This is a genomic window from Lunatimonas sp. (genome assembly GCF_020832325.1).
Classification (GTDB): domain Bacteria; phylum Bacteroidota; class Bacteroidia; order Cytophagales; family Cyclobacteriaceae; genus Lunatimonas.
Map to the genome: position 1 here is coordinate 86,289 of NZ_JAFIEU010000022.1, position 25,836 is coordinate 112,124.

General features: G+C 45.3%; 23 protein-coding genes. 6 read left to right on the top strand and 17 right to left on the bottom strand.

Translation table 11 applies throughout. The annotated features are described in order from the left end of the window. Positions 1–144: 144 nt before the first annotated feature. Together gldJ and mfd are read right to left on the bottom strand one after the other, a co-directional pair. Positions 145–1,317: a gliding motility lipoprotein GldJ gene (gene gldJ / locus JJU34_RS08645; protein ID WP_228692060.1), complete on the bottom strand. Its 1,173-nt coding sequence runs from the start codon at positions 1,315–1,317 to the stop codon at positions 145–147. 217 nt (positions 1,318–1,534) lie between these two features. After that, a complete protein-coding gene (gene mfd, locus JJU34_RS08650; RefSeq protein ID WP_228691947.1) occupies positions 1,535–4,888 on the bottom strand; it encodes a transcription-repair coupling factor in 3,354 nt (1,117 codons plus the stop codon). Positions 4,889–5,073: 185 nt separating this feature from the next. Between mfd and JJU34_RS08655 the strand changes: the two genes are divergently transcribed. The 4 genes from JJU34_RS08655 to JJU34_RS08670 all read left to right on the top strand — a co-directional run bounded on the left by JJU34_RS08655 (position 5,074) and on the right by JJU34_RS08670 (position 8,195). Continuing rightward, the gene (locus JJU34_RS08655) at positions 5,074–5,685 is read left to right on the top strand and encodes a cytochrome c oxidase subunit 3 (RefSeq protein ID WP_228691948.1); all 612 of its coding nucleotides are present in this window, start codon (positions 5,074–5,076) and stop codon (positions 5,683–5,685) included. Positions 5,686–5,815: 130 nt separating this feature from the next. Further along, positions 5,816–6,793: an FtsH protease activity modulator HflK gene (gene hflK / locus JJU34_RS08660; protein ID WP_228691949.1), complete on the top strand. Its 978-nt coding sequence runs from the start codon at positions 5,816–5,818 to the stop codon at positions 6,791–6,793. Further along, positions 6,790–7,728, top strand: coding sequence for a protease modulator HflC (hflC, locus tag JJU34_RS08665; RefSeq protein ID WP_228691950.1), 939 nt, complete (start codon positions 6,790–6,792; stop codon positions 7,726–7,728). The genes hflK and hflC overlap by 4 nt, the downstream gene beginning before the upstream one ends. 26 nt (positions 7,729–7,754) lie before the next feature. Next, on the top strand, positions 7,755–8,195 hold the full coding sequence (locus JJU34_RS08670; protein ID WP_366512687.1) for a hypothetical protein: 441 nt from the start codon (positions 7,755–7,757) through the stop codon (positions 8,193–8,195). 25 nt (positions 8,196–8,220) lie between these two features. Here JJU34_RS08670 and JJU34_RS08675 read toward each other — a convergent pair whose 3' ends face one another. Further along, the gene (locus JJU34_RS08675) at positions 8,221–8,694 is read right to left on the bottom strand and encodes a transcriptional repressor (RefSeq protein WP_228691951.1); all 474 of its coding nucleotides are present in this window, start codon (positions 8,692–8,694) and stop codon (positions 8,221–8,223) included. A 372-nt stretch (positions 8,695–9,066) separates the two neighbouring features. Here JJU34_RS08675 and JJU34_RS08680 point away from each other — a divergent pair, with 372 nt between their 5' ends. After that, complete coding sequence (locus JJU34_RS08680; RefSeq protein WP_228691952.1) at positions 9,067–10,239, top strand: aspartyl protease family protein; 1,173 nt, start codon at positions 9,067–9,069, stop codon at positions 10,237–10,239. Between the two features lie 164 nt (positions 10,240–10,403). Beyond that, entirely contained in the window at positions 10,404–11,864 is a 1,461-nt protein-coding gene (locus tag JJU34_RS08685) for a PAS domain-containing sensor histidine kinase (protein ID WP_228691953.1), read from the top strand. Between the two features lie 23 nt (positions 11,865–11,887). Here JJU34_RS08685 and nagB read toward each other — a convergent pair whose 3' ends face one another. The 14 genes from nagB to JJU34_RS08755 form a co-directional block, all read right to left on the bottom strand. Continuing rightward, positions 11,888–12,616, bottom strand: a complete 729-nt coding sequence (nagB, locus tag JJU34_RS08690) for a glucosamine-6-phosphate deaminase (RefSeq protein WP_228691954.1) — start codon at positions 12,614–12,616, stop codon at positions 11,888–11,890. 98 nt (positions 12,617–12,714) lie between these two features. Continuing rightward, on the bottom strand, positions 12,715–13,320 hold the full coding sequence (locus JJU34_RS08695; protein WP_228691955.1) for a trimeric intracellular cation channel family protein: 606 nt from the start codon (positions 13,318–13,320) through the stop codon (positions 12,715–12,717). Positions 13,321–13,402: 82 nt separating this feature from the next. After that, on the bottom strand, positions 13,403–14,026 hold the full coding sequence (locus JJU34_RS08700; protein WP_228691956.1) for a class I SAM-dependent methyltransferase: 624 nt from the start codon (positions 14,024–14,026) through the stop codon (positions 13,403–13,405). 17 nt (positions 14,027–14,043) lie between these two features. Then, the gene (locus JJU34_RS08705) at positions 14,044–15,177 is read right to left on the bottom strand and encodes a BamA/TamA family outer membrane protein (RefSeq protein ID WP_228691957.1); all 1,134 of its coding nucleotides are present in this window, start codon (positions 15,175–15,177) and stop codon (positions 14,044–14,046) included. A gap of 29 nt (positions 15,178–15,206) precedes the next feature. Continuing rightward, positions 15,207–17,612 (bottom strand): TonB-dependent receptor, encoded by a 2,406-nt coding sequence (locus JJU34_RS08710; protein ID WP_228691958.1) that lies wholly within the window; start codon positions 17,610–17,612, stop codon positions 15,207–15,209. A 90-nt stretch (positions 17,613–17,702) separates the two neighbouring features. Continuing rightward, on the bottom strand, positions 17,703–18,413 hold the full coding sequence (locus JJU34_RS08715; RefSeq protein ID WP_228691959.1) for a fatty acid desaturase: 711 nt from the start codon (positions 18,411–18,413) through the stop codon (positions 17,703–17,705). Positions 18,414–18,444: 31 nt separating this feature from the next. After that, positions 18,445–19,290, bottom strand: coding sequence for a 4-hydroxy-3-methylbut-2-enyl diphosphate reductase (locus JJU34_RS08720; RefSeq protein ID WP_228691960.1), 846 nt, complete (start codon positions 19,288–19,290; stop codon positions 18,445–18,447). A 6-nt stretch (positions 19,291–19,296) separates the two neighbouring features. Beyond that, complete coding sequence (locus JJU34_RS08725) at positions 19,297–20,004, bottom strand: lycopene cyclase domain-containing protein (RefSeq protein WP_228691961.1); 708 nt, start codon at positions 20,002–20,004, stop codon at positions 19,297–19,299. A gap of 7 nt (positions 20,005–20,011) precedes the next feature. After that, positions 20,012–20,857 carry a phytoene/squalene synthase family protein gene (locus JJU34_RS08730; protein WP_228691962.1) on the bottom strand — a complete coding sequence of 282 codons (846 nt, stop codon included), beginning with the start codon at positions 20,855–20,857 and terminating at the stop codon, positions 20,012–20,014. A 25-nt stretch (positions 20,858–20,882) separates the two neighbouring features. Further along, positions 20,883–22,361 (bottom strand): phytoene desaturase family protein, encoded by a 1,479-nt coding sequence (gene crtI, locus JJU34_RS08735; protein ID WP_228691963.1) that lies wholly within the window; start codon positions 22,359–22,361, stop codon positions 20,883–20,885. A 1-nt stretch (position 22,362) separates the two neighbouring features. Then, on the bottom strand, positions 22,363–22,875 hold the full coding sequence (locus JJU34_RS08740) for an RNA polymerase sigma factor (protein WP_228691964.1): 513 nt from the start codon (positions 22,873–22,875) through the stop codon (positions 22,363–22,365). 263 nt (positions 22,876–23,138) lie between these two features. Continuing rightward, positions 23,139–24,209 carry a membrane dipeptidase gene (locus JJU34_RS08745; RefSeq protein WP_228691965.1) on the bottom strand — a complete coding sequence of 357 codons (1,071 nt, stop codon included), beginning with the start codon at positions 24,207–24,209 and terminating at the stop codon, positions 23,139–23,141. 32 nt (positions 24,210–24,241) lie between these two features. Then, positions 24,242–25,354 (bottom strand): D-TA family PLP-dependent enzyme, encoded by a 1,113-nt coding sequence (locus JJU34_RS08750; protein ID WP_228691966.1) that lies wholly within the window; start codon positions 25,352–25,354, stop codon positions 24,242–24,244. A gap of 1 nt (position 25,355) precedes the next feature. Then, on the bottom strand, positions 25,356–25,832 hold the full coding sequence (locus tag JJU34_RS08755; RefSeq protein ID WP_228691967.1) for a RidA family protein: 477 nt from the start codon (positions 25,830–25,832) through the stop codon (positions 25,356–25,358). Between the last annotated feature and the right edge of the window lie 4 nt (positions 25,833–25,836).

A 25,836-nucleotide genomic window follows, 5' to 3' on the forward strand; every position in this document is an offset into this window, starting at 1 on the left:
TTACCTCACAAAAATAAAACTATTATTTACAATACGTACTGGTTTCCTAATATAAGCACCGCTCTTTTTCAACTTAGCTAATCATGAACCAAAAAAAAGCCGCTTTGATTTTTCAAAGCGGCTTTTTTTTGGTTGGGTGAATCCTTACCTGTCTCTACCTCCCACTGCAATCATCGCACATCGGAAACCGATGTGGTTCGTTGCAGAATCTTGGTGTAAAAACCTTCTGGCACCTGGAGACAACCAATAGGCAACATCTCTCCAAGACCCACCTTTATAAACTCTAAATTCATCACTGATCATCGTGGTATTGTAGGTGCTGGCTTCGTCAAACACCCCATCTTTTCGAAGTGGGTTTAGGTCGTCAAAATCCTGAAAGGAAAGCGGACGATATACGTCTTGCACCCACTCATTCATATTTCCAGCCATGTTATACAAACCGAAGTCATTGGCTGGATAGTTATATACATTGGTTGGGATGATGTCCCCGTCGTTAGAAACCGATCCAGCTATACCAGCATAATCCCCCCTGCCACGTTTAAAGTTCGCCAAGAAATCTCCCTGCCTGGATTTTCGCTTGATGTTGTATGGATTCCGAGGACCCCTACCATCCCAAGGGTAAATTCGCCCATTTTCCTGATTTTCATCCATGTACTGCGTACCGATCATCGCCTTCGCTGCATATTCCCACTCTGCTTCGTTGGGCAGTCTGTAATCCGGGAACACCGCCCCGCGCTCGATAAGCTGACTCTGAGACAAGGTTGAATCCAATTTGTTTTTTTCTCTGCTTAATTCGTTTACATAAATGGTACGCCACCTTGCATACACATTTGCCTGTGTCCAACTCACGCCAGCCACAGGATAAAAATTAAACCCCGGGTAGTTGAAATAGTAGGTCGCATATACGTCGTTGTAAGATAATAGTCCGTCCCATACCCGATCGTTCGGTTGAAGTTTCAGGATGGAATCCGCACTTACCCTGGACTTCATGTTAAAAAGGAACTCCTTGTAATCGACATTGGTAACTTCCGTTTCATCCAAGAAAAATGAAGCAACGGTAACCGTTCTTTCAATATTGTCTCGAAAGCCCATAATGTCCTGTTCTTGGGATCCCAAAACCGCCCGGCCACCTTGAATAAATTTCAATCTAGGCCCTACCACTTCCTTGGGTAGGGTAAAGACCTGAAATTTTGTCGTATCGTCGTTGTTGAAACTATACACCGCCCCGGTAGACGCACTCACTCTTCCTGGGCTACTTGCAGTCCGTCTGTTGGACTGACTACCACAGCCATAAAAAAGTAACATTGACAAGACCATGCTACAGGCTGTCGCCAATGAATAAAATTTGTTCCCTAATTTCATGCGAAAATAGTTTGGTTGCACCCTAATAAAACGCTAATATATGATCAATAATATATTTAAGCAATAATCTTTTACCACTACTCTCGCTATCTTCAAGCCAGATTAGACGATTTCGATGGATATAATTTAAATTATCCAAGGCCAAACACATTTTTAATCATGCATAAATCCGTTAATTTTTCAAATCCTCCAACGATTTTATAGCTTTTTCGATGGTTTCCACCTGACTAATAACGAGTATCAAACGATTTTTGTGTTCTTTTATTTTACCGTTTTTTCCCAAATGCTGGACTTTTTTCAAAATGTTACCGAACACCGGAGATTGGTAATACTCTTGGCGTTCTGATGAAACAAAGTGACACTTCATTTGTTTGCTTTTGAGTACCAGCTTTTCAAATCCGAGCCTTTCCGCCAGCCAACGTAGCCTTACAGTTTCCAGCAGAGTGGAGACTGTAGGAGGGACGGGACCAAACCGATCACCCAATTCAGCTTCGAGTTTAGACAGTTCTTCTTCGCTTTTCACGTTATCCAATTTGGAGTACAAACTAAGCCGTTCTGTGATATTGCTTACATACGTCTCGGGTATAAGCAGTTCCAAATCCGTTTCGATTACACAATCCCGCACCAAAACTTGGACCTTTTCCTTCAAATCCACCTCAAACAATGAGGCGAACTCTGTTTCCTTTAATTCCTGCACGGCCTCATCCAGGATTTTATGGTACATCTCAAACCCTAAGTCACTGATAAATCCACTTTGCTCTGCTCCAAGGAGATTTCCAGCACCCCGTATGTCCAAGTCTCTCATGGCTACTTTGAATCCGTCTCCCAAGTCAGAGAACTCCTCCAATGCAGCAAGTCGTCTTCTGGACTCCGGTGTGAGTACGGCCGTGGAAGGAGTGAGGAGGTAGCAATAGGCCTTTTTATTGCTGCGGCCCACCCTTCCGCGCATTTGGTGCAGATCACTCACCCCAAACATATGGGCCCTGTTAATGATGATGGTGTTGGCATTTGGGATATCCAAACCGGACTCGATGATGTTGGTGGATATCAACACATCGTACTCTCCCTCGATAAAACTGACCATGATTTTCTCCAGTAGCTTTCCGTCCATCTGCCCATGGGCACCTACCACCTTGGCATCGGGAACTAACCGTAGGATGAGATTGGCGATGGAGTCGATCTCTCCCACGCGATTATGTACAAAAAAGACCTGCCCTCCACGCCTTAACTCATTTACGACTGCATCACGGATAATCTCCTCCTGAAACGTGTAAATCTCCGTAGTAACCGGCTGCCGGTTTGGCGGGGGGGTGGCTATCACAGAGAGATCTCTAGCCCCCATCAACGAAAAGTGCAAGGTTCGGGGAATCGGAGTCGCGGTTAAGGTGAGCACGTCCACATTGACCCGAAGCTGCTTGAGCTGATCTTTCACCTTTACCCCAAACTTTTGTTCTTCGTCAATAACCAGTAAGCCAAGGTCTTTAAATTGGATATCTTTGTTCACAATCCGATGGGTACCAATGAGTATATCAATCTCCCCGCTGTTTACCCTGCGGATAATTTCCTTGATATCTTTGGCGGTACGAAATCGGTTTATGTAATCAATCTCTACCGGAAACTGTGCCAACCGCTCCTTGAAGGTATGGTAGTGCTGCATGGCCAAGATGGTGGTTGGCACCAATACCGCAACCTGCTTGCGGTCATTGACTGCTTTGAATGCCGCCCGTATGGCCACCTCTGTTTTTCCGAAGCCCACATCCCCACATACCAGCCGATCCATCGGGTATTGCTTCTCCATGTCCCGCTTCACATCGGCGGTGGCTGCTGCTTGATCCGGGGTGTCTTCGTAAATAAACGAACTCTCCAACTCCACTTGAAGTACGCTATCCGTACTGAACGCATGCCCTTGGGCATTCATTCGCTTGGCATACAAGGCGATCAGGTCCTTGGCGATGTCCTTAACCTTGCTTTTTACCCGCTTCTTTTTATTTTCCCAATCCGGAGAGCCTAATTTAGACATAACAGGTTGGGTGCCTTCCTGGCCGGAATACTTCGAAATCTTATGCAGCGAATGGATATTCACGTACAAGAGGTCATCATCCCGAAACACCAGCCTGATAGCTTCCTGAAACTTCCCATTCACATCCACCTTCTCCAAGCCGGCAAACCTCCCTACACCGTAGTCCACGTGCACGATAAAGTCTCCCGGATGCAGGCTTTTAAGCTCTTTAAGTGTCAGCGACTTTGACTTACTTGCTCTCTTTTTGCTTTTGTACCGGTGAAACCGCTCGAATATCTCGTGATCTGTATAGCAGGCAATCTGAAGGGATTCATCGATGTACCCGCCCCTCAAACTGAGCATTAAAGGCTGAATACGCAGCGTGGGATCCAATTCCTCAAAGATATTCCGCAAGCGGTCGATCTGCTTCTCGCTATCGGAGCTGATGATATTTACCAATCCCTTACGTTCGTTTTCCTGGAGATTGGCGACCAAAAGATCAAAATTTTTATTAAAAGATGGTTGGGGTTTGGTGTCAAACTGGAACACTTCGCCCGATCCAAGAGAAGAAACATGTCCAAATTCTACTTTTTTGAAAGCTCCTACCTTGTCCAAAAAGGAGCTGCCCGTGTCAAACAGCCTTGCTGGATCCATCAGTACCGATTTTCCCTGTTCGCTCTTCCCTCGATCGCTTTGGAACCGGTCCTCGGCCATTTGAAAGAGCCTGTCCATCTGATCCAGCGTATGGGCCATGTCTTTAAACCAAAGCCGGGTATCTGACGGGAAAAACTCCACCAAGGATTGCCTCAGCTCCTCAGTAAACATGGTCTGAATATTGGGTACGATAGAGATTTCTTCCAATATATCTTGAGAAAGCTGGCTATCTGGATCAAACGTGCGTATACTTTCTATTTCTCTTCCAAAAAGCTCCAAGCGGTAGGGCAAATCGAAGGCATACGAAAAAACATCAATAATGCCACCACGAATCGCAAACTGACCTGCTTCGTATACGAAGTCTGCTTTCTCGAATCCATAGGTATGTAATAATTCCTCCAAGAATGGAACGTCCACCGCCTCTCCTACCTTCACGGCAAAGGTACTTTCCTTTAGACTCTTTTTATTGACTACCTTTTCGTAGAGTGCTTCCGGATAGGTGACGAGAATGCCCCCTTTCAGTGTATTGGATAGCAAGCTACTTAACACCTCAGACCTGATCAGCACATTTGCGTTATCCACCTCTTCGTACTGATAGGGTTTTTTGGTGGTGGCCGGGAAATAAAGAGGGGGCTGATCCTCTTTGAGCACTTCTAAATCCCCATGCAGGTATGCGGCTTCCTCTTGGTCATGCGCTACGACAATGTGAAATCCTCCCAGCAACTTTGTGAGCGTATGTAGGACCACCGTATCGGAGCTGCCGGAAAGACCCCTAAACTGAACAGGATCAACACCACAGGCAGCGAGTTTGTCTGCAATACTTCGGATGACAGCGTCCTGTTGGTACAGGCTCAAGAAATCAACTTTTTCCAAACCTAGCTTGAATGTTTAGGATATGTAAATCGGCCGCAAGTTAGAAAATAACTCACGAATACACGGCAAAAGGCGTCTGTAAGATACATGTGATACTGTCCTTGGAAACCGACCATTCGTATCGATTTTAACAGTAACCTCCTGAACCATCACTCCCGCAATTTGTTTATCCTAAAAAGACAGCCATGGCTTCGAGAGAAAAAGTACACTGGTTTAGCCGCGTAGAAAGTATGCACCCTTATCAGACATTGATGTACCTGGGGATGTTTGGTTCTGGTTTAATTTTTCTCTTTTTACTGGTGGCGTTTTTGGGGTCTCAAGCTACTTTTTCGCTGACCGGTTTGTCCAGTATACCCAAATCCTTTGTGGTTAGCTCTTTTGCGCTGCTTCTCAGTGGCTACACCTCCACGAAAATTGTTCCGCAATTCAATGCCTCCGATGTCAAAAAACTGAAATCCGCAGTGACAGAAACCCTACTGCTGGGGTTGCTTTTCACAGGTCTTCAGTTCATCGGCTGGCGTGAAATGAATGCCATGGGGGTGACTTTTGTAGGCCTTCCTGCAGGTAGTTTCTTGTATGTGCTTAGCGGGATACACCTGATCCACTTGGTAGGAGCGATGATTTATGCATTGATTTTGTTAAAGCAGTTGCGTGCATGCGAAAACGATGCGATAAAAAACCTGTTTATGTTTTCCAATCCCTATGACCGTATGAAATTCATGCTTTTTTCTACGTATTGGAAGTTCATGGACATTGTTTGGATCGTCCTATTCTTCGCCTTGATCATAGTCATCTGACACATTCACTGGTTTCACTCATCGGCTCAAAGAGGTAAATCGCTGCAATAAATCAGGTTTTGATTGAATTCGGTCCAGTCCTTCGTAACTTTACTAATTCTTCCTACGTCTCAGAAATAAAAAAAAAATTATGTCACAAGAACAATACGAGATAAACATCAATCCCGACTGGATAAAAAAATACCTTTTCAAAATTATCTCTGGTATTATCCTTTTAATCATTCTGGCTACTGCGATCAAAACCGTGGGTCCGGAGGAGGAGGGAGTGATCATACAACTAGGCGAATACAACCGGACCGTACAGCCTGGACTAGCTTTCATTATTCCTTTTGTAGAATCGATGTACAAAATCCCTGTGCAACGCCAATTGAAGCAGGAATTCGGGTTTAGAACATCCGTGGCATCGCAACGATCGGAGTATTCAAAAACAGGCTTTTCGGATGAAAGCATGATGCTGACCGGAGACTTAAACCTGACCGATGTGGAGTGGGTAATTCAGTACCGAATCGTGGATTCATACAAATTCCTGTTTAAGGTAAGAAATGCCGAAAAAACCCTCAGGGATATGTCGGAAGCAGCCATGCGAAAGATTGTGGGAGACCGAACGGTGAACGAAGTACTTACAGTAGGTCGTCAGGAAATAGCCTCGAGCGTAGAGGTACTTCTTCAGGAAATGTGCGATGAATACGAAAACGGCATCCGCATAGATCAAGTAGTTCTTCAAGATGTAAACCCCCCAGAAACGGTAAAGCCCTCTTTCAATGCTGTAAACGAGGCGCAACAGGAAAGAGAAACCCTAATCAATCAAGCTGAAGCTGAATATAACCGCGTAATACCCCGCGCCAGAGGGGAAGCTACCGAAACGGTACAACTTGCAGAGGCCTATGCCCTAAATCGGGTGAACCGTGCACGGGGTGAGGCAAACCGATTCCACTCGGTCTATGAGGCATATATCAAAGCTCCAGAAGTCACCAAACAACGGATTTATCTGGAAACCATTGAGCGGGTATTACCCAAGCTGCAAAACAAAATAATCACCGACGAAAAAGGTAGCAATGTGTTGCCACTTTTAAATCTCAACGGCGAACCTAAAAAACTGAATCCATGAACAACCGATTAATTCTCTCTCTGGTGGTAGGAGCCATCCTATTGTTTACGCTAAACGACACCGTATTCATCTTAGACGAAACCCAGCAGGCCATCGTCACGCAATTCGGTAAGCCTGTAGGTGAACAGCGGACCACCCCTGGAATGAATTTTAAGATCCCTTTTATCCAAAAAACGCAGTTTTTTGACAAGCGATTCTTGGAGTGGGACGGAGACAAAAACCAAGTCCCTACCAAAGACAAGAAATTCATATTCGTAGACACCTATGCCAGGTGGCAGATTACCAATCCTTTACAATTTTTCATCAGGCTTCGGGACGAGCGATCTGCCCAGTCGAGGCTAGACGATATCTTGGATGGTGAAACCAGAAATGCAATCGCCAGCCATGACCTCCTAGATCTGGTTAGGTCTTCGAACAGAGACCCCGAGGTGACCGAAGATTTCATGGAAGAAATCGAGGTTTTGGAAGACATTGCCGTAGGCAGGGCAGCAATTGAAAAAATTGTGCTGGAAAAAGCCAATCAGCGCTGCCTGGATTTGGGCGTACGCATTTTAGACTTCCGCTTTAAGCGCATGAACTACGTAGATGAAGTTAGGGACAGGGTATATGACCGAATGATATCTGAACGAAACCGAATAGCCGATCAATTCAGGTCTGAAGGCCAAGGGGAAGCTCGGGTGATCGAGGGCAATAAAGAGCGGGACCTGGCATTGATTCAGTCAGAAGCCTACCAAAAAGCGGAAGAGATCCGCGGTAGGGCAGATGCAGAGGCATCTGATATCTATGCGGAGGTATATAACCGAAACAGGCAATCCATTGATCTCTACCGATTTTTGAGGAGCATGGAAGCCTTTGAGAAGTCGTTGGACGAAAATACTAGCTTGATTATTTCATCCGACTCTGAATTGTTCGGCTATTTCAAAAAATTAAACTAATCCGATAATTGTTGGTTTATGTACCTATGATGCATATTACCATTTCCACTTCCGTAAACCAACATTATTTAAAGGTAAAAGAAGGATTCAGCGGCGATTTATTGCTACAGCTGAATCCTCCTTTTCCAAAGGTAACATTGCAACGATTTGACGGATCCGAGGTGGGGGATTTGGTTTCCCTGCAAATCAATATGCTGGTGGCCAAAGTAAATTGGACCAGCAAGATAACCGATGCTGCAACGACAGAAGAGGAATACTTTTTTGTGGACGAGGGAGTTTCCCTCCCGTTTTTTCTAAGTAAGTGGAAGCACAGGCACCGGATAATTCGCTCAGGAGAACGCAAAACCATCATTCGGGACGAAATATCCTATGCTGGCAGATTTGCGCTTCTGACTCCCATCCTGTACCCTATTCTCTACCTCCAATTCCTCTATCGGAAACCCATCTACCGAAAGGTATTTGCGTGAGAGGAATCAGTGGATCGATAAAGGATTAGATGGTAAGGTGGAGGTTTTCGCAATCTATGATCTTACAGTCTCCGTATAACACCAGAGAATGACTGGTGATGGCTGATTCAAATTCCTTTCCAATGGCATCCTTGATTAAATTGATACGTTCATCGGAAAACTCCTTGATTTTTCTGCATTGATTGCAGACATAATGATCGTGATGCTTGTAGGTCAGCGCTTGTTCGTAGAGGGCTACTTTATCCTTAAATTGATGTTTGACAGCCAGACCACATTCTACCAGAAGGTCTAGTGTATTGTATATCGTGGCGCGGCTGATGGAATACCCTTTGTTTCGCATGAGCAAAAAAAGTCCCTCCACATCAATGTGCTCGTCTTGAGGGAGGGCATATAATTCGTCAATGACGGAAAAACGTTCAGGGGTCTTTCTACTTCCCTGACGGAGTAAATAGTTCTCAAATATCTTTTTTGCTTTTTCTATAAGTGACTTTTCTGCCATAGCTGTTTGTTAAGAAAAATAAATATGCGGCTTTTTTTAGATTTTATCAAACGCTGAGTGATTCACAGCTGCTCAAAAAATCTTATTTGCTTTCATTCTAAATTGAGTGCCCACTGATAGTATGCGGGGCACCGGGAAACCAACAGCTACCGGAATAGCCACCACTTTCAACATTTTTCACCTATTTCGGTTATTAAAATGACATTTAGTCAAAGATTCTAGAACAAACTGCTGCAACTCAGAATTATTTTTTATCTTAACCTATCAATCAAGAACACCCAACATTCTATGATCTTCATCCGGAATACTTTCATCATCCTATTTTTTTGTATGGTGTATTCTATGTTACCGGCCCAGGTGCCGGGGTTTTACATGAAAAAAGAATCTAGAAGAGTAAAGATACCTTTTATCGATTCAAATAGCTTGGTGATCATTCCGGTATCGGTAAATGGCAGCGAACCTATCAATTTTTTGTTTGATACCGGTGTCAAATCGAACATATTCTTCAGCAAAACAATTGCCGACGAGCTGGGGATGCAATATACCCGAAAACTCAACCTCGTTGGTGCAGACGGGCAAACAGTTCTCAGCGCCTCGGTTTCGCCTAACAATCATTTTGATCTTGGCGAAATTGAAGGAATTTATCAGGCTGCTTTGGTGCTGGATGAGGACTTTCTGGAACTGGAAAAAGTTATAGGTATTCCCATATACGGAGTTGTTGGCCATGAGTTTTTCAAAAATAACCCGATCAAAATCGATTACGACAATGCCGAAATCACCTTTTACCGCAGCCGGGCCCTAAAATGGAGACCCCTTGGATTTCGATCTATGCCCATGGAGTTAATTGGGAACAAACCCTACGTACATACCACCATCCGACAAATACAGGGACCGGAGATTCCTGCCAAGCTACTCATCGATACCGGGGCCAACCACGGCCTACTCTTAAACCGGGAAACCACCGACGACATTGTTTTGCCCCCGCTAACCCTCGAGACCGATCTGGGAAGATCTTTGGGTGGAGACCTTTTTGGACTAGTGGGTCGGGTACGACGTGTCGAAATGCAGGGCTTAAAGTTTAGGGGGGTGATTACCTCTTACCCGGACCAAACCGAATTTTCAGATGTAATCATCGAAACTGGCAGACAGGGCAGCATTGGTGCCGAGTTGCTTAATCGAATTAAAATCATATTTGACTACCCCAGAGAGCGCGTCCTATTGAAAAAAGGCGCAAAATTTAGCGACCAATTTGATTACGATATGAGTGGTTTGATGGTTAGGGTCCTATCTGCCGACAATAAACGCTTCTACGTTAGCCAGGTACGCGAAAATTCTCCAGCAGACTTACAGGGAGTACAACTCTACGACGAAATTATCGCCATCAATAAGGTCCCCGCCTACTTTTGGGAATTGGCCGATATCACCAATCTTTTCCGCTCGCAAGAAGGTCGTGTGATTACATTGGAAATCCTGAGGGGATCAGGTACAGAAGAAGACACGCCCGAAAGTCTGAGGATCACTTTCGTTCTGAAAAAACAGCTTTAAAAGTTGCCCATCAGTATTTCCGGCATATTTTTTGTGATGGGGTCAAACGCAAAAAGATATAAACTACGCTTTTGTAGAGACGAACGGCAGTAGGTTAACATATTTTTCAGTTATATTTGTAAAATTCTACGTTTGAGGCCGGTAGCTTTTTTTGCAAAGTAACAATGCGATATACATCCATGGAAGGATCTGGTTCGATTGATTTTATAAATGCGTTAATAACGGTCATTCAGACGGATAACGGACCCGCTAAATGCCTTTATATTTCAGAAAAATTAAGGGAAGCCTGTTCGCACGTAGATTTTTCGACACCGGAAACCGCGTTTGACCAGTTATTTCCACTAGCCTCAAAGCCTGTGTTCAAGACCCTCGCCAGCGCTATAGAAGCTGGTGAAAAAAAGGTTATCCCCTACCGAGAACAAAATAGAATGATCTTCGTCGAGGTGGAGGGTAGTGTCATTCGAAGTGAAACCACGACACGCTACTTAAATTTTCATTTTTCCAAAAAAGATAGTCCCGCCATGCAGCATCAAGAGGGTTTTCAGCGAAACCTCTTTGAAAGCCGCCAACTTTATCAGCGCATAGCCGAAAATTTCCCCCGTGGGACCATTGATGTATTGGACAGCAATTTTCGCTATATATACACCGAAGGCACGGAATACAAGGAGTTAAGCATTGACCCAACCTCCCTGATTGGAACCTGTCATTTAGACCTCGTGCATGGCGATTCTCACCAAGCTGCTAAAGCGAACCTGACCCAGGTGCTTCAGGGAGAAATGGTTACTTACGAAACAACGCTTTGGAATAATTATTACCAAAGCAACGCTGTACCCCTGAGAAATGAAGAACAGGAAATAGACCACATCCTACTCGTGCATCAAAACATTACCAACGCCAAAAAACTAGAGGCTGAACGGGAGGTCTTGATCAAGGATCTAGAGTCCCACAACGAAGAACTGCTCCGTTTTGCCTACATTGTATCACACAATTTGCGAGCACCTATCGTAAACATTTCCCTGCTGCTGGATTTATACAATGAATTGGACCCGTCTGACCCAGAAAATCAGGAAGTAATCGAAAATCTAAAGGTTTCTACCAATCTGCTAAATGCCACCCTGCAGGACTTAATAGAAGTGGTCTCAATCAAAAAACAAAAAATCCCAAAAGTGGAACCTATAAATTTCCACTTGCTACTCAACAATATCGAAAAAAGCCTCTTTAACCAGCTAAAAGAATCTGGGATTAAAATCCATAAAAACTTGACGGCACTGAGCGAGATGAACTATGTCTATGCCCACTTGGAGAATTTTTTCATGAATTTTCTAACCAACTCCGTCAAATACAAGCACCCGGATAGAACCCCAGAAGTATGGATAAAAACCTACAAAACGGATGACTACTGCGTGATCGAGTACCGTGACAACGGCATTGGGCTTGATCTGGATCGGTATGGGGATAGATTGTTTGGATTGTACCAGCGCTTTCACAACCATGTGGAAGGCAAAGGGATGGGACTGTATTTGGTAAGGGAACAAATACGGGCCAATGACGGGAAGATTGAAACCCGTAGTAAAGTGGGGGAAGGCTTGGCTTTCACTATTTATCTCCGAAACCTCGTCGGCTAGCCAAGCCTCCCCACTTACTCCTTTTAATTCGAAAGCAGAGAAGCCGCTTCTCGATCCAGTAGTATAATCGCGTCTGGGTGACCCTGTAGCACCGAAGCTGGCAATTCAGTGGAGACAGGACCTTCTAGCATTTCCTTTACCGCACGTGCTTTACTTTGGCCGAAAGCGACCATGATCACCTTTCGGGCGTTCATGATGGACTGGATACCCATGGAAATCGCCCGGGAAGGAATATCACCGGGCGAAGGGAAATACTTCGCATTGGCATCGATGGTTTCCTGGCTGAGGTCAGCGATATGGGTAAGACTTTCAAAGGAGGTTCCGGGCTCGTTAAAGGCGATATGGCCATTGGTTCCAATCCCTATAAGCTGAATGCCGATACCACCGGCCGCTTCAATCAGACGCTCATATTCCTTACAATTTTCGGCTAAGTCGCCTACTCCTGAGGGAACATGGGTATTCTCCTTTGCAATATCGAGATGGTCAAATAACTGTTCATTCATAAAATATCGGTAACTCTGTGGACTATTTTCATCCAGTCCTTCGTACTCATCCAGATTAAACGTAGTTACTTCTTTGTAGGACGTTCCATTTTCTCGGTGATCCGCAATTAGGCGTTGGTAAACCCCTATCGGGGAATTGCCGGTGGATAATCCCAGAACCAGATGTGGTGTCTCTTTTACCGCTTCGATAATCATCGCTGCAGCGGCCTGATTTAGTGCTTCGACAGAATCAAATTTTCTTACATCCATTTCAATCGTTTGGTTACTTCGTATAAAACTATATGTGAAATACTCCACTTCTTCAATTCGGGCCAACTACCCAGCTGGCTTTGCAACTATTTTTGCTTCTAACTCCCCCAAGTTGGTAGGCTGAGTTTATATTTGACAGCCACCAAACGTATGGTGATGATGGCGGATATAGATACCAGTAGGTTGATATTCCTATCCAGCCCATACTTATCGCATAGTAAATAGAATATCGCTCCAGCCAGGCAAGCCGATGCATAAATCTCCTTTCGGAATAGAATCGGAATCTCGTTGGTGAGGGTATCCCTGATGACACCTCCCATGACCGCTGAAAACATTCCCATAATTGCCGCCACTTCCAAGCTAAAACCCAAGCTGAGTGTCTTCTCTACACCGAGGATGGTAAAAAAACCAATACCTAAAGTATCAAAAAGGAAAAGTGTCTTTCTCAGCTTGGAAACAAAGCGAAAGAACACAAAGGTCACAATAATCCCAGCAAAGATCGCATAGAGAAATGCGACGTCTCCTATCCAAACCAAGGGATAGGCCCCCAACAACATGTCACGCAAACTACCCCCTCCTATCGCAGTAATGAACGCCGTAAAACCTGCACCAAACCAGTCATGCCCCTTATCCTGAATGGCCAACGCACCCGATATCGCAAAGACAAAAACACCTATTAACTCGAGTGCGTATTGAAGATCCATCCCCTAATGTTATCAAAGGGCAAAGATACGCCATTGATTCAATTCATCCTTATCTTCAAAGCACTGTTCGGTAGTTGTGGTGCTAGGAAAGCTGCTTTTGAAAAAGAAACACTCCCATGGAACGCTGTCGGTGAACCAACACGGATCTGGGTGCCTCCAAGTGCTCCAGCCCCCACTGCTGCATCAGCGATTCTAGTAGGACTTCAGACAACACAAAGCGCTCACTCCCATCTGGCAGTATGTACCTGCCATCTCCAAGATCCGTAGAAAGCGATTGAATGCCCCCGGCATCTGTGCAGGTACGCAGCCAAAAAATGCCACCAGGCTTCAATACCCGCATCAACTCTGCCCACATGGCTTCAAAATGCGCAGTACTTTTTGCAAAATGTAAGACGGCACTACAGATAACCGCATCAAATGCCTCCTTGTGAAACAACAGGTTCTCTAGGCCACACACCTGAAACCGCAACACATCGTATCCCGGATTCAGAGATTGGGCGTGCATTCTAGCCATTTTTATGGACAACATATCCTGATCCACGCCAAAAATCTGATAACCTCCCTTGATAAAATAATGGGCGTTTCTACCTTCTCCACAGCCTGCATCCAAAATCCTCATTTCTTTCCCGAAGCGACACTTGAGGATTTGATCCAAGAGATACATGTCGATATTACCGATTAATTGATTTAAGGCTTGTATTTCCATAGGTGTAAAATTACAACTCAGAGGGCTTCATCCAACCCAAAATAATATCCCATTTGATCTCCAAAACCGATATCCAACCGAATATTCAAGCCCTCATCGTTTAGCCTATACCTAAAGCCCATGCCTCCTGCCGCTTTAAATCGGGAAAATCCAAATTGATCCGGTACTGAACTAACCTGACCGGCACTTCCGAAAAACACCAAGCCCAAATTCCGATACACCTGGAGACGGTATTCCGTTTGAAATACCAACGCATGCCTGTCCCTATATTTGCCTTCAAAGTACCCTCTCATCCGATCACTCCCGCCAATCATAGAAACCTGTTGAAAAGGAGCCGCTCCTGCTGTTAAACTCATCCAAGACTGGCCAACCAGTACCTGCTTCGGACCGAGGGATACATATTTTCGCAAATCAACCTGTAGTTGCGCAAACGAAAAGTGACTGCCGATAACGGGCGAGAATAACATCAGCTTCGCCTGATGATATACACCGGAGGTAGGTTGAAAAATATTCTCCCTTGTATCGTAATTCAGTACCCCACCTACTCCAGAAAGCAGCAGACCGGAACTCCCTTTGATAGTGCCACTCTCCAGTATGCCCATAGGTTCCGTGCGATAGATATCTTCATGACGAAACTCATACACAGGGCCTACAAATACTCCTTTGGCAAGTTTTCGCTCATAAATCAGGTGAAAGTGCGCGTACCTACTTGCATAGTACTCTCCCAAAGTAGGGGAATGGCCAAAACCGTAAAACTTAAAGGGAAAATCTGCCAACTCCAGTCTGGTATTCAGAAAGCCTACATTGCCAGTCTGCCACAGATTCAACTCTGTGGTAAATAACAATTGTCTGTTAAGGGTATACAAAAGTGTAATCGGAAGCGTAGAGGGTCTTGTGTCCGAGGTCCTGTCCTTTGCAGGACGAAAAAGCTTGATAGCACGAGCTCCAACTCCAAGACTTGTCTCTGGTGAATAGGTGAGTGCGGGTATGACTGTCCAACTGTCTCCGCTTACGAAATCCACTAACCTATCCGCTGTATCAAATAATTCCTCAATCAGACTCCCCTGATTGGACTCCCCTCGATGTACCTGCGAAAAACCAGCTGACACCCACATCCCCGCCACAGCCGTCAAAAAAACCAATCTCTTCATTTGGGGCCGAATATACCATATTATTGGGATTAAAATTCAATAATCAACCCAACTGTTGGCAGGATGGAACCGGCTGTATTGCGGATACTTCTCAGCAAGTATCTGTTCGGATCGGCTGGATCTACCAACGGCCTATCTTGTTCGTCACGCACAGCAACCAACCGTTCCTGTTGCTCTGCCTGAAAATTGTAAGCATTCTGAATATCAAAATACCAATTCAGGTTCCACTTGTCAAAGAAATACTTTTTGTCTACCCGAAGGTCCAGTTGGTGAAAACTCCTCAACCGATCTTCGTTGATCCGATTGAAATCAAACAACCCCTGATTGAACAAGTCCCAGTTTGAGCGAAGGGAGGAGGCATTTAAGTCAAACGGAATAAACGGAGTCCCTCCCAAAAACCTCCACCGGGCACCTATTTCCCAGTCCCGCTTTAGTCGCTTTCCTGCCGTCAAGCTGACAATGAACCGATTATCCCACGCCGAAGGAACGAACCCATCGGTATTTGGATTGGTAAACTCGCTGCGTACCAGGGTGAGTGCTGCGATGCCATAAAAATTATTGAAAAGCCGCTGCTGAGCCAAGAACTCCAGTCCGTACGCTCTTCCTCTACCATCTGACATTACGGGTTCATTTCCGATCACACCAAAATCCGCCCCAAGGTTTGCTAGCACCACCCCATTTCGCACAGAGGTTGGATAATTGGCATACAACTTATAGAAACCCTCCACGGTGAATCTGCGGTTCTTCTCCGGACGTTGGATCTCTATACCAGAAATGAAATGGGTGGAGCGGATAAATTGCACGTCATTGTCCTGATTTACCAACCTGCCGTCGTTGTCGCGAAAACCCAGTACCGTGTAAGGAGGGCGCTGATAATAGATCCCTGCATTGGCTGTCCAAAACAACTGATCCCGCAACTGATAGCTGACCGAGGCCCTAGGGCTGAGCTGATTCAACGGATTGCTTGCTGACCGACCAAAATCACTTCCGTCCATTCGGAGCCCCCCCGAAAGCAACAGCTTCTCATTCACCAGTTTTTTGCTCCCTTGAATAAATGCCCCGTAGGAATGAAACAACGCCGTTGCTCCTACATCCAAGGGTACTCCTTCGGTAATTTCCACTGTGCGATCGAAGTTTTCGATTAAATACCTGCTGAATTCGTAGTTTACGCCATATTTTATCGTGTAGCCCCTGCCAAACACACTATTCTCTGCACGGAATTTATTCTCACTCTCTTGGGATCGGTAATCGAATATCAGGTTTTGGGGATCACTTTCGTCGTTGTTTTGATATTTGAAGGCGCGGTTATTCAGCATGTTCCTACTGAGCACATAGGTCCAAAAACCATTGGACCTGAAACGCTTTAGCTTCACACCGGTGGCATAGTTCCATTGCGACTGTATGGGTAGGGTATTCAATAAAAAAAGACGATTGTCGCGTTCCTCCTCGTCCTCTTCTCCAGGGAGGTCAAAATTCAGTGCAAACTCGTCAATTGCTCCTACTCCGAGAAAGGTTAGCTCGGTCTTGTCGTTTATCCGTGTTTTGGTCTTAAGCGTAAAGTCGTGGAAGGTGGGTAAAAAAGGCAATCCCAAGAGGCGGAACAGGCCCTGTAGATAGGAACGTCTTGCGGAGAGGATGTAGGTTGTTTTTTCACTCAGAGGTCCCTCGTTTGACAAGGTAAGCTCCGAAGCCCCTACTGTCAGTTGGGTAAACATCTTGTCTCTGCGACCGTCTTTCAACTCAAATTCGAAAAAAGAACTCAAGGAGTTCATTCGGTTTGCGGGAAAGGCTCCACTGATGACATCGACGTTTTTGATGAGGTTTACGTTCAAGATACCCAAAGGACCTCCGGACGAACCTTGGGTAGCAAAGTGGTTGATGACAGGCACTTCTATCTCGTCAATGAAAAATTTATTTTCATTGGGCGCTCCACCACGGATGATGATGTCGTTTCTGAAACTGGCAGTGCTCGCTACCCCAGGTAACGCTTGAATTACCCGACTGATATCGCGGTTGCCTCCTGGATATCGCTCGATTTCGTTGGTATTGAGCTTCCTGGCGGAAATAGGTGTGTCCTCGGACCGGGAAAACTCGGAAGAAACAACCACCTCTGCAAGGTCTGACGCGTCTTCCTCGAGGGGGAAATCCAACTGCACCGCACGGGCTCTGGTAACTTGCACTTCAAAAACAGTGTTCGGCTTGAACCCAACAAAAGAAGCACGCACATTGTAAAGACCGGGCGCCATGTCGGTAAGCTGGTAATTCCCATTTTCATCCGAAACCGTACCCAAGTCAAGGCCTTGTACAACAATATTGGCAAATGGAATGGGCTCGTTGTTTACCGGATTGTATACTCTCCCTTGCAAACTGACCTGTTGGGCCGCAGCGGATAGCACAGAAAGAAAAGTAAAAGCGACAATTAAATAATACTTCATCAAATTGCTTTTGAAATTACATCATTATAAATCCATCTCAGGTCAAAAGGTTTGTACATGAATGGAATTTTTTCCATTATTTTAGGCCAATTAGCGTAAACCGGCTTCTTTCACCTTCCATAACCTCCACCATGGGGTTCCGGGAGAATCGTGATGCTCGTAGTGGTAACCAAAAAAATAACAGGTTACAAAAGCCCAAATGTGGTTTTTCACTTGGGAACCGGAATGATGCTTGTTGGACTGCTCGCCCCTATGGGGCAAAAAGGTGCCAAAGTAAAACAGCTGTAGGGTAGAAAGAATGGCAGGAAGCATCCAAAAAAGGATGAGGTTTTCGGTAGGGATAAATATTTTAAGTACGTTAAAGGTAATCGCCATCAGGAGAATCTGCCACACATTTACGTAGGCCGTTATAAAACTAATGTACCAGGGCAAAAAGCGGTGAGATGGATGATAATCCGGATCTCCTTCCGTTGCTACAAAGCGATGGTGTAGGTGGTGCTTGGGATACAGCCGGCTGTAAAAGTTATAAGAAAACAGAAGCGCCGCTACCCATCCGATGGCATGATTTAGTTTTCGATTGCGCGAAACCACTCCGTGCATGGCATCGTGGGCTGTAATAAACAATCCGGTGTATAGGTGCATCTGTACCAAGATGGCCAGATAGGTAAAGGGATTCCGGTAATCCACGTCCCAAGACAACAGCAACACCAGAAACAAAAACCATAGCGAAACGATCGAAAGTGCAATGAATACTCCCTTAGGGTCTATCGCAACGCCATTAACACGTGCTGGTCCGTTCATCTACGCAAAACAATTTCGAAGTCCGATTCATTCAAAACCGGACAATCTTTTCTTTAACTTGTTCCATCAGCCACATAGGCGTAGAAGTAGCTCCGCAAACTCCCACCGTTTGGTCTTCCGAAAACCAAGACGGATTCACCTCCTCTGGATTCGAAACAAAATACGTGTTAGGGTTACATTCCTTGCACACGTTGTACAACACCTTTCCATTGGAGGATTTGGTCCCGCTGACAAATACGATATGATCAAACTTGGACGCAAAGTCTCTTAATTCTTTGTCTCTATTTGAGACCTGTCTACAGATGGTATCGTTTGTGTTGATGGAGATACCGTTGTCTTTTAGGATTTGGTTGATCTCGTAAAATTTATCGGTACTCTTTGTCGTCTGACTGTAAAGCGTGATATTTTTTGGTAGACTGGGGATATCCAGTTCATTGATATCCTGAAAAACCACGGCCTTATTACCTGTCTGCCCTAATAGCCCGATTACCTCAGCATGACCGTGTTTTCCGTAGATGTAAATCGCCTCGTCCTTATCATAGGAGTTTTTTATACGATTCTGAAGCTTCAGTACCACGGGACAACTGGCATCGATCAGTGTGAGATTGTTTTGTATGGCCAATTGATAGGTAGAAGGAGGTTCTCCATGAGCACGGATCAAGACCTTTTCATTGGTCAGCTTTTTCAACTCCTCGTGATCTATGATCACAAGACCTTTTCCTGCTAGCCGCTTTACTTCTTCATCGTTGTGTACAATGTCTCCCAAACAGTACAGATACCCCTCGTTATCGAGTATTTCCTCCGCCATTTCTATTGCATAGACCACACCAAAACAGAAGCCCGAATGCTGATCAATATGTACTTGCAGGTTTAACATACCCTATTAACTTTGACCTTTTTGAAATGTTTTCCGTTCTTTGATTTTTTCGTAAATCGTCACCACCAACAAAAGCATTCCCAAGTTGTATACGGAATCTTCTATCGGAATTGTTCCAAGCCGAATCCCTAAATTCTCCTCATTATTGTACCACACAATAGGCTCGTCTATCCAAGATCCAGTCAACACCCCGTTGACTAAAAAAAATGGAATAAACGAAACCAAATAGGCTAAAAGGAACCTACCAAAGTGTTTATCTTTAAATATAAGCAAATGAGCCGTTAATACAGCCGAAGCGAAGAAAAAGTTTATACCTGTGTACATCTTATCAATGTGCACGAAACCCAGCCCCACAAACGCCAGAATCAGCACATAAATCAACGTGAGTGCTATTGGCTTGAAAATATCCTTTTTTACAAAATAAATCAGCACTTCGTAAATAAACACGCAGGCATAAGGCACTATTAGAAAAAAAGCCCACTCCTCCAGCGGAAGTTCTAACACATAGATTCCCAGAATATAGCGTTCGTTAAAGCCCCATACCCCCATTACGGTAAACCAATGGTCCCAGAGAACGAAGATGACCGCCATAATCAGGATTGCAGGAAACAGGGCATAGGCCTTTTTCGCATACTGTATGCGGTGTTCGAAAGATTGGGCCAGCGGATAAGAAAGGGTAAACAACATCAACCCCAAATAGTAGTAATTTTCCATAGGTCTCTCAACTAAAGCCTAACTTTGAGCCGAAATAGGTGGCGAGCAGCAAAGAGGCCTTCCGGGCATTGGGGATGCGTATTCGTTGCCTGGTAATGACTTCGGGAGAAGTACTTTTTATTTTGTGAAATAGCTTTAGGTAATACAAGTACGCAATCTTTACCCCAAGCTTCGCTCCCTCTGGAAGCTGTCGAATACCGATCAACGCGTCATCAAAATCTTTTTGTATATCTGCTTCAATCACTTTCTTCGCGGACTGATCAAAGCTGTTAAAGTCAACACCGGGAAAGTACACCCTACCTCGCTCCTCGAAATCACTCTTAATGTCCCGTAGAAAATTCACCTTTTGAAATGCCGCACCCAAGCTGCAGGCGTACCCCTTTAACTTTTCGTAAGTGGTACCATCTCCCTCGCAAAAAACTTTCAAGCACATCAGACCAACCACCTCGGCAGACCCATATATATACTCGTGGTATTTCTCATCACTGTATTTGGTGAAATCCAAATCCATTTCCATGCTATGAAGGAAGGCATCAATCAAATCCTTATCGATATCAAACTGCCTGACTACAACCTGAAACGCATGTAAGACGGGATTTAGGCTTATTCCTTCGTCAATGGCCAAATACGTGTCTGATCTAAACCGATCCAATAAGGTCTTTTTATCAAAGTCGTGAAAGGTATCTACAATTTCATCGGCGTAGCGGACAAAGCCATAAATAGCATAAATGGATTTGTGAAACTTTTTGTCCAGGGTCTTTATTCCCAGCGTAAACGAGGTGCTATAACGCTGCGTAATAAGCTTACTACATTCAAAGGTAGTATCCTCAAAGAGCTGCTTGGGGGTAGTCATATGTTGAAGTTACTGAATTTTTTTGTTATTGATGCTCCTTTTGAATCTCCTTTGCCACTACACCCCCGGAGATGAGCGAAGGAGGAACTCCAGGACCCGGCACAGTCAGCTGTCCGGTATAGTAAAGATTCGATACTTTCTTGCTTTTCAGGGATGGTTTCAAAATGGCAGTCTGAGTTAGCGTATTTGCTAACCCATACGCATTTCCTTTGAAAGCGTGATAGTCTGCCATAAAATCCTTGTGAGCATAGGAGCGCCTATAGATAACGTGACTACGAATCTCCTGACCACTTAAGGCCTCTAGGCGATCCATTACCATATGGTAATACTTTTCCCTCAGCTCTTCGGTGTCTGTTAAGCCCGGAGCTAGGGGAACCAAAAGAAAGAGGTTTTCCTTGCCCTCAGGCGCAACACTTGGATCGGTCACTGACGGCGCTGATACATAAAACAGTGGTTTTTCAGGCCAGCGTGGCCGTGTATAAATAGCGTCCGCATGAGGGCCAAGTGGCTCATCAAAATATAGGTTGTGATGCAAGAGATTCTTTAGCTTTTTATCCACTCCAAGGTAAAAAAGCAGGGATGAGGGTGCCATTACCCGAGTGTCCCAATAGCTATCTGAGTAATTTCTGTACGCAGGCGCCAAAAGTTTCGTGTCCACATGGTGATAGTCTGCCCCGGCTACCACTACATCTGCATCCAAGGTTTCTCCGTTTTCAAACGTAATGGAATGGGCTTTGCCATTTGTCACATTTATCTGCTTTACGGGACTACTGAAGCGAAATTCCACGCCTTTCTCCTCTGCCAGCGCTACCATCCCTTCTATGATCTTGTGCATACCACCCATGGGATACCAAGTACCCAAGGCAATGTCAGCATAGTTCATCAAACTATACAGCGCCGGTATGTTTTCAGCAGTTTCGCCCAAAAACAGTACGGGGAACTCCATCAGTCGTATGATTTTGTCTTCTTTAAAAAATTTACGAACATGTTTGGACATGGACTGAAAGATATCCATCCGAAACAGATCCCGTAGCAAGCTCAATCTGGCAAACTCCATCAGGGATCTACTTGGTTTGTGGACCAAATCGTGAATGCCTACCTGGTATTTGTAAGCTGCTTGAGACAAAAACTCCTCCAGACGTTTCCCTGATCCGCTCTCTAAGTCTTCGAACATCTGTTTGAACGCTTGCAGGTCAGCTGGGATAGATAGGATGTCATCTTTCCCGTAAATCACCGCATAGGAAGGATCTAGCCTTACAAGGTCATAATAATCACTTACTTTCTTCCCAAAGGTTTCAAAGTATCGATCAAAAACGTCGGGCATCCAATACCAGCTTGGCCCCATATCAAACACAAAACCCCCGGTTTCGAACTTTCTAGCCCTACCCCCGGGGGTACTGTTTTTTTCAGCTACAGTCACTTGGTAACCGCTTGCCGCAAGGTGGGTAGCAGCAGAAATACCGGCGAATCCGCTGCCTATCACCACCACATGCTTTCCATTCATATTAATTTCTTGTTTGGTAGATGCTCAATTGATCTTTGAGAAGCTTCCGTGCAATATGAATTCTATTTTTTACAGTTCCAATGGGAATCTGCAATTTGTCTGCTATTTCGTGGTATTTAAAACCACGGAAGTGCATCAAAAAAGGATCTTTGTAGACCGGATCCAAGGCAGTGATAGCCGTAGTAATGTCTTTCATGGCAAAGTCACCATAGGCATCATTCTCGATAATAGCTGCCCCAGAATTGATAAAGTGCAAATTATCCGAGGTATCAACGAACGTACCTCGACGGACCATCCGCTGGTAATTCGTGATAAATGTATTCTTCATGATAGTATATAACCAAGCTTTTAGGTTGGTTCCATCTGTAAATTTATCCTTATTGGTAAACGCCTTAACCATGGTGTCCTGTAACAGGTCATTCGCATCGTCAACGTCTCTAGTCAATTTCAAAGCAAAAGGCTTAAGCGATTTGGTGAGCTTGTTTAATGAGTAGCTAAATTCAAGTGTTGTCATGGTTTTCGGTTTTTGTTTAATCAAAAGTACAGATCATTAAACATATAAACAAGAAAAATGTGTAAGTTTTTTTAAAAAAGTTTAAACGTTATTTTTGGTCAACCCATATTTCGGTACAAAAAGCCCTTATATTACGGGAAAATAACCACTCTGGTTGCTCTTAGAGTGAGGTTTTTGGTCTGCACCAATCTTTTTTGTTTAACAAAAATAAAAAAAGACTAACATTACTGTTAGTCTTATCAAATGAATTGAAACGGCAACCGTCAGGCCCAAGCCGCCCGTAAAAAACGGAGCCAATTCCCGTGCATGACGTTTTCGATATCGGTTTCGGAATATCCCCTCCTAGCCAACATCCCGGGAATACGGCGCAAGTCACCGATGGATTCCAAGTCATACGGGCTTTGCTCACGTCCATAAGCTCCGTCTAAATCACTGCCGATACCAATGTGGTTGGCATTGCCGGCAAGCTGGCAGATATGATCCATATGGTCGATAATCTTTTCCAAGTCGCAATCCATTTCCCTGGGAAGAGACTTACCCTTGATCCAGCCGGGCACCATCATCCAAGCATCCAATGCACCTCCGATAACCGCACCCCGTTCTATCAGCGCCTTTAGTTGTTCATCACTAAACTGCCTGTTGTGGTTTACCAAAGCCCTACAATTGTTGTGGCTAGCCCACACAAACCCGTTGAAATGATCCAAAGCTTCCCAAAAACTGTCATCGCAAAGGTGGGTAGCATCCAGAATGATGTTTAATTCTTCCATTCGCTTTAGTAGTTCCTGTCCCTTAGGTCCCATAAATCCAGAGGCATCTGTACCCTGCGCATATCGGCCGGGGCCATAATGGGCCGGGCCCAGTGCTCGTAGTCCCGATGCGTGAGACATTTCTAAATAGCGGATATCTATAATGGAGTCCGCTCCTTCCAAAGAAAGAATGTAGCCTATGGGCTTCGCTCCCGTTGAACCTCCATCGTGCCATAGCGCTAGATGCTTCTCAAGAGAGGCGAGGTCAGCAATTTGGACCATCTCTCCGAGGTCCTCCATTGCTTGGTACCAAGCAAGCTGTCCTTGGCTTTGAGCCCAGGCTTGCGCGGGCGAATGCCAGCCGGGAAGTGGATTATCCGGTGCCACGTATCGTGCGATCTGCGTGGCTACTACCAGGCCGATCTCTGCCTCCCGCAGGGTGGGTAGAGAAACCGTGGCGTTGCCCCGATCTGCCTTATCGGTAAGACCCTTTTCCCGTTCGTTGATCTCATGCAGCGGTTTCGTCAGGTCGCGGTTCCACTCCAACGCATTCATACTCAGATCTAGGTGCGCATCAATTGTAAACATAGGTTCAAAATCATTTTTGATGAAAGCATGGATCAATAGGTGATTTTCTTGTCCCTGGAAATTGTCCGCCAAACGCCGGTTGGACAGCCATCTTCTACAGTAAAAGCCTGTTCATATAAGGCAACCGTAGGGCAGATGTGGTAGGGAATGCCGAAAAAACAATCTCCAACTTGATAGCTATGGTTGGGCGATACCTTGAAAACCAGGTGTTCCTCGCTTTGACTAACAGGCTCCCAACCACTGACACCCAGTATCGTCACCCGATTAGGCAGGGGGTTTTCCGACGCAATGGACTTGTGCCCGAGGTCCAAACAAATCAGGCCAGGAGCGGGCAGTGAAATGATGCGGGTAAACACCAATGCGGCAGGCGTATAGGGCTGTTCTGGTAACCCATCGCTATATCCTTTGTCCCAATAGATAAAGGTACCTGGAGAGCAAATAACGCCGGGACGCTGCGCATGTATCGTAAAGGTGGTAGAGCCTCCGGCGATTATTTCAACCTTCAAACCCTCATCCCTTAGTTTCTCTGCCAGTTTTTCTATCGGTTCAAAGCCCTCATCACAAGCTACTTTCCGTGCATGCCAGTCTACTTGACGAAGGTGCCCGTCGTACACGTGCATGCCAATCACTGTCAGGCCGGGCAGCGCCAAACAAGCGCGGTACAATTCCTCCGCTGCTTCTCCAGGCGCTATGCCGGTTCGGTTAGTCTGTGCATTGATATCAAGGTATACTTCAAAAGGTTTACCAGATGCCACGCCTTTTTCAGACAATTGCTTCGCTATGCGAATATGATCCACTAAGCAGGCAAATCGAATGTTGGGATAATCCATGATCAGCATCTCCCAACGGACCTGCTTAGGACCTACCGGCTGATAGGCCAGCAAGATGTCTTTGGCTCCCGCCTTTACCAGCATTTCGGCCTCAGCGATTGTGGCGCACTTAAACTTTGATATCCCTGCATCCATCATCAAGCGACAAGCCTCCACAGATTTATTCGTCTTCACATGTGGTCGGAGCCGCCGCACATCTCCTATTGCGCCGATGGCTTTTTGGATGTTTTCTTTTGCGATATCCGTGAAAATCACTAGTGCTGGAGAATCAATCAGGTCAGGCTCCGCTAGCGGGTACTTCTTTAAGTCAACCATCCTACTCCAGCTCAAACAGGGCTTCTATCTCCACTGGGATATTGCCCGGTAGGGAACCAAAGCCAACCGCACTGCGGGTGCCTATGCCGTTTTCTTCACCCCATACCTTGGCAAACAGTTCGCTGCATCCATTAATCACGAAAGGATGCTCACCAAAGTCTACCGTGCTGTTCACCATGCCCAAAACTTTGATCACCCGTTTAACTTTATTTAGACTTCCCAAATGAGCCTGAATAGTAGAAAGCATCGTCAAACCTACCTGCTGTGCTGCTAATTTTGCTTCCTCCTTGCCCATGTCCCGACCTACCTTTCCGGCAATCAACGTCCCGTCGTCTTTTACGGGGCCATGACCCGATAAGTAGAGATGCTTGCCATCGATCACAAAGGGTTTGTAAACGCCCATAGGTGCGGGGGCCGGGGGCAGGTTAAGTCCAAGTTCCTTAAATCTAGATTCTGCAGATGCTATTTCCATATCCATTTGG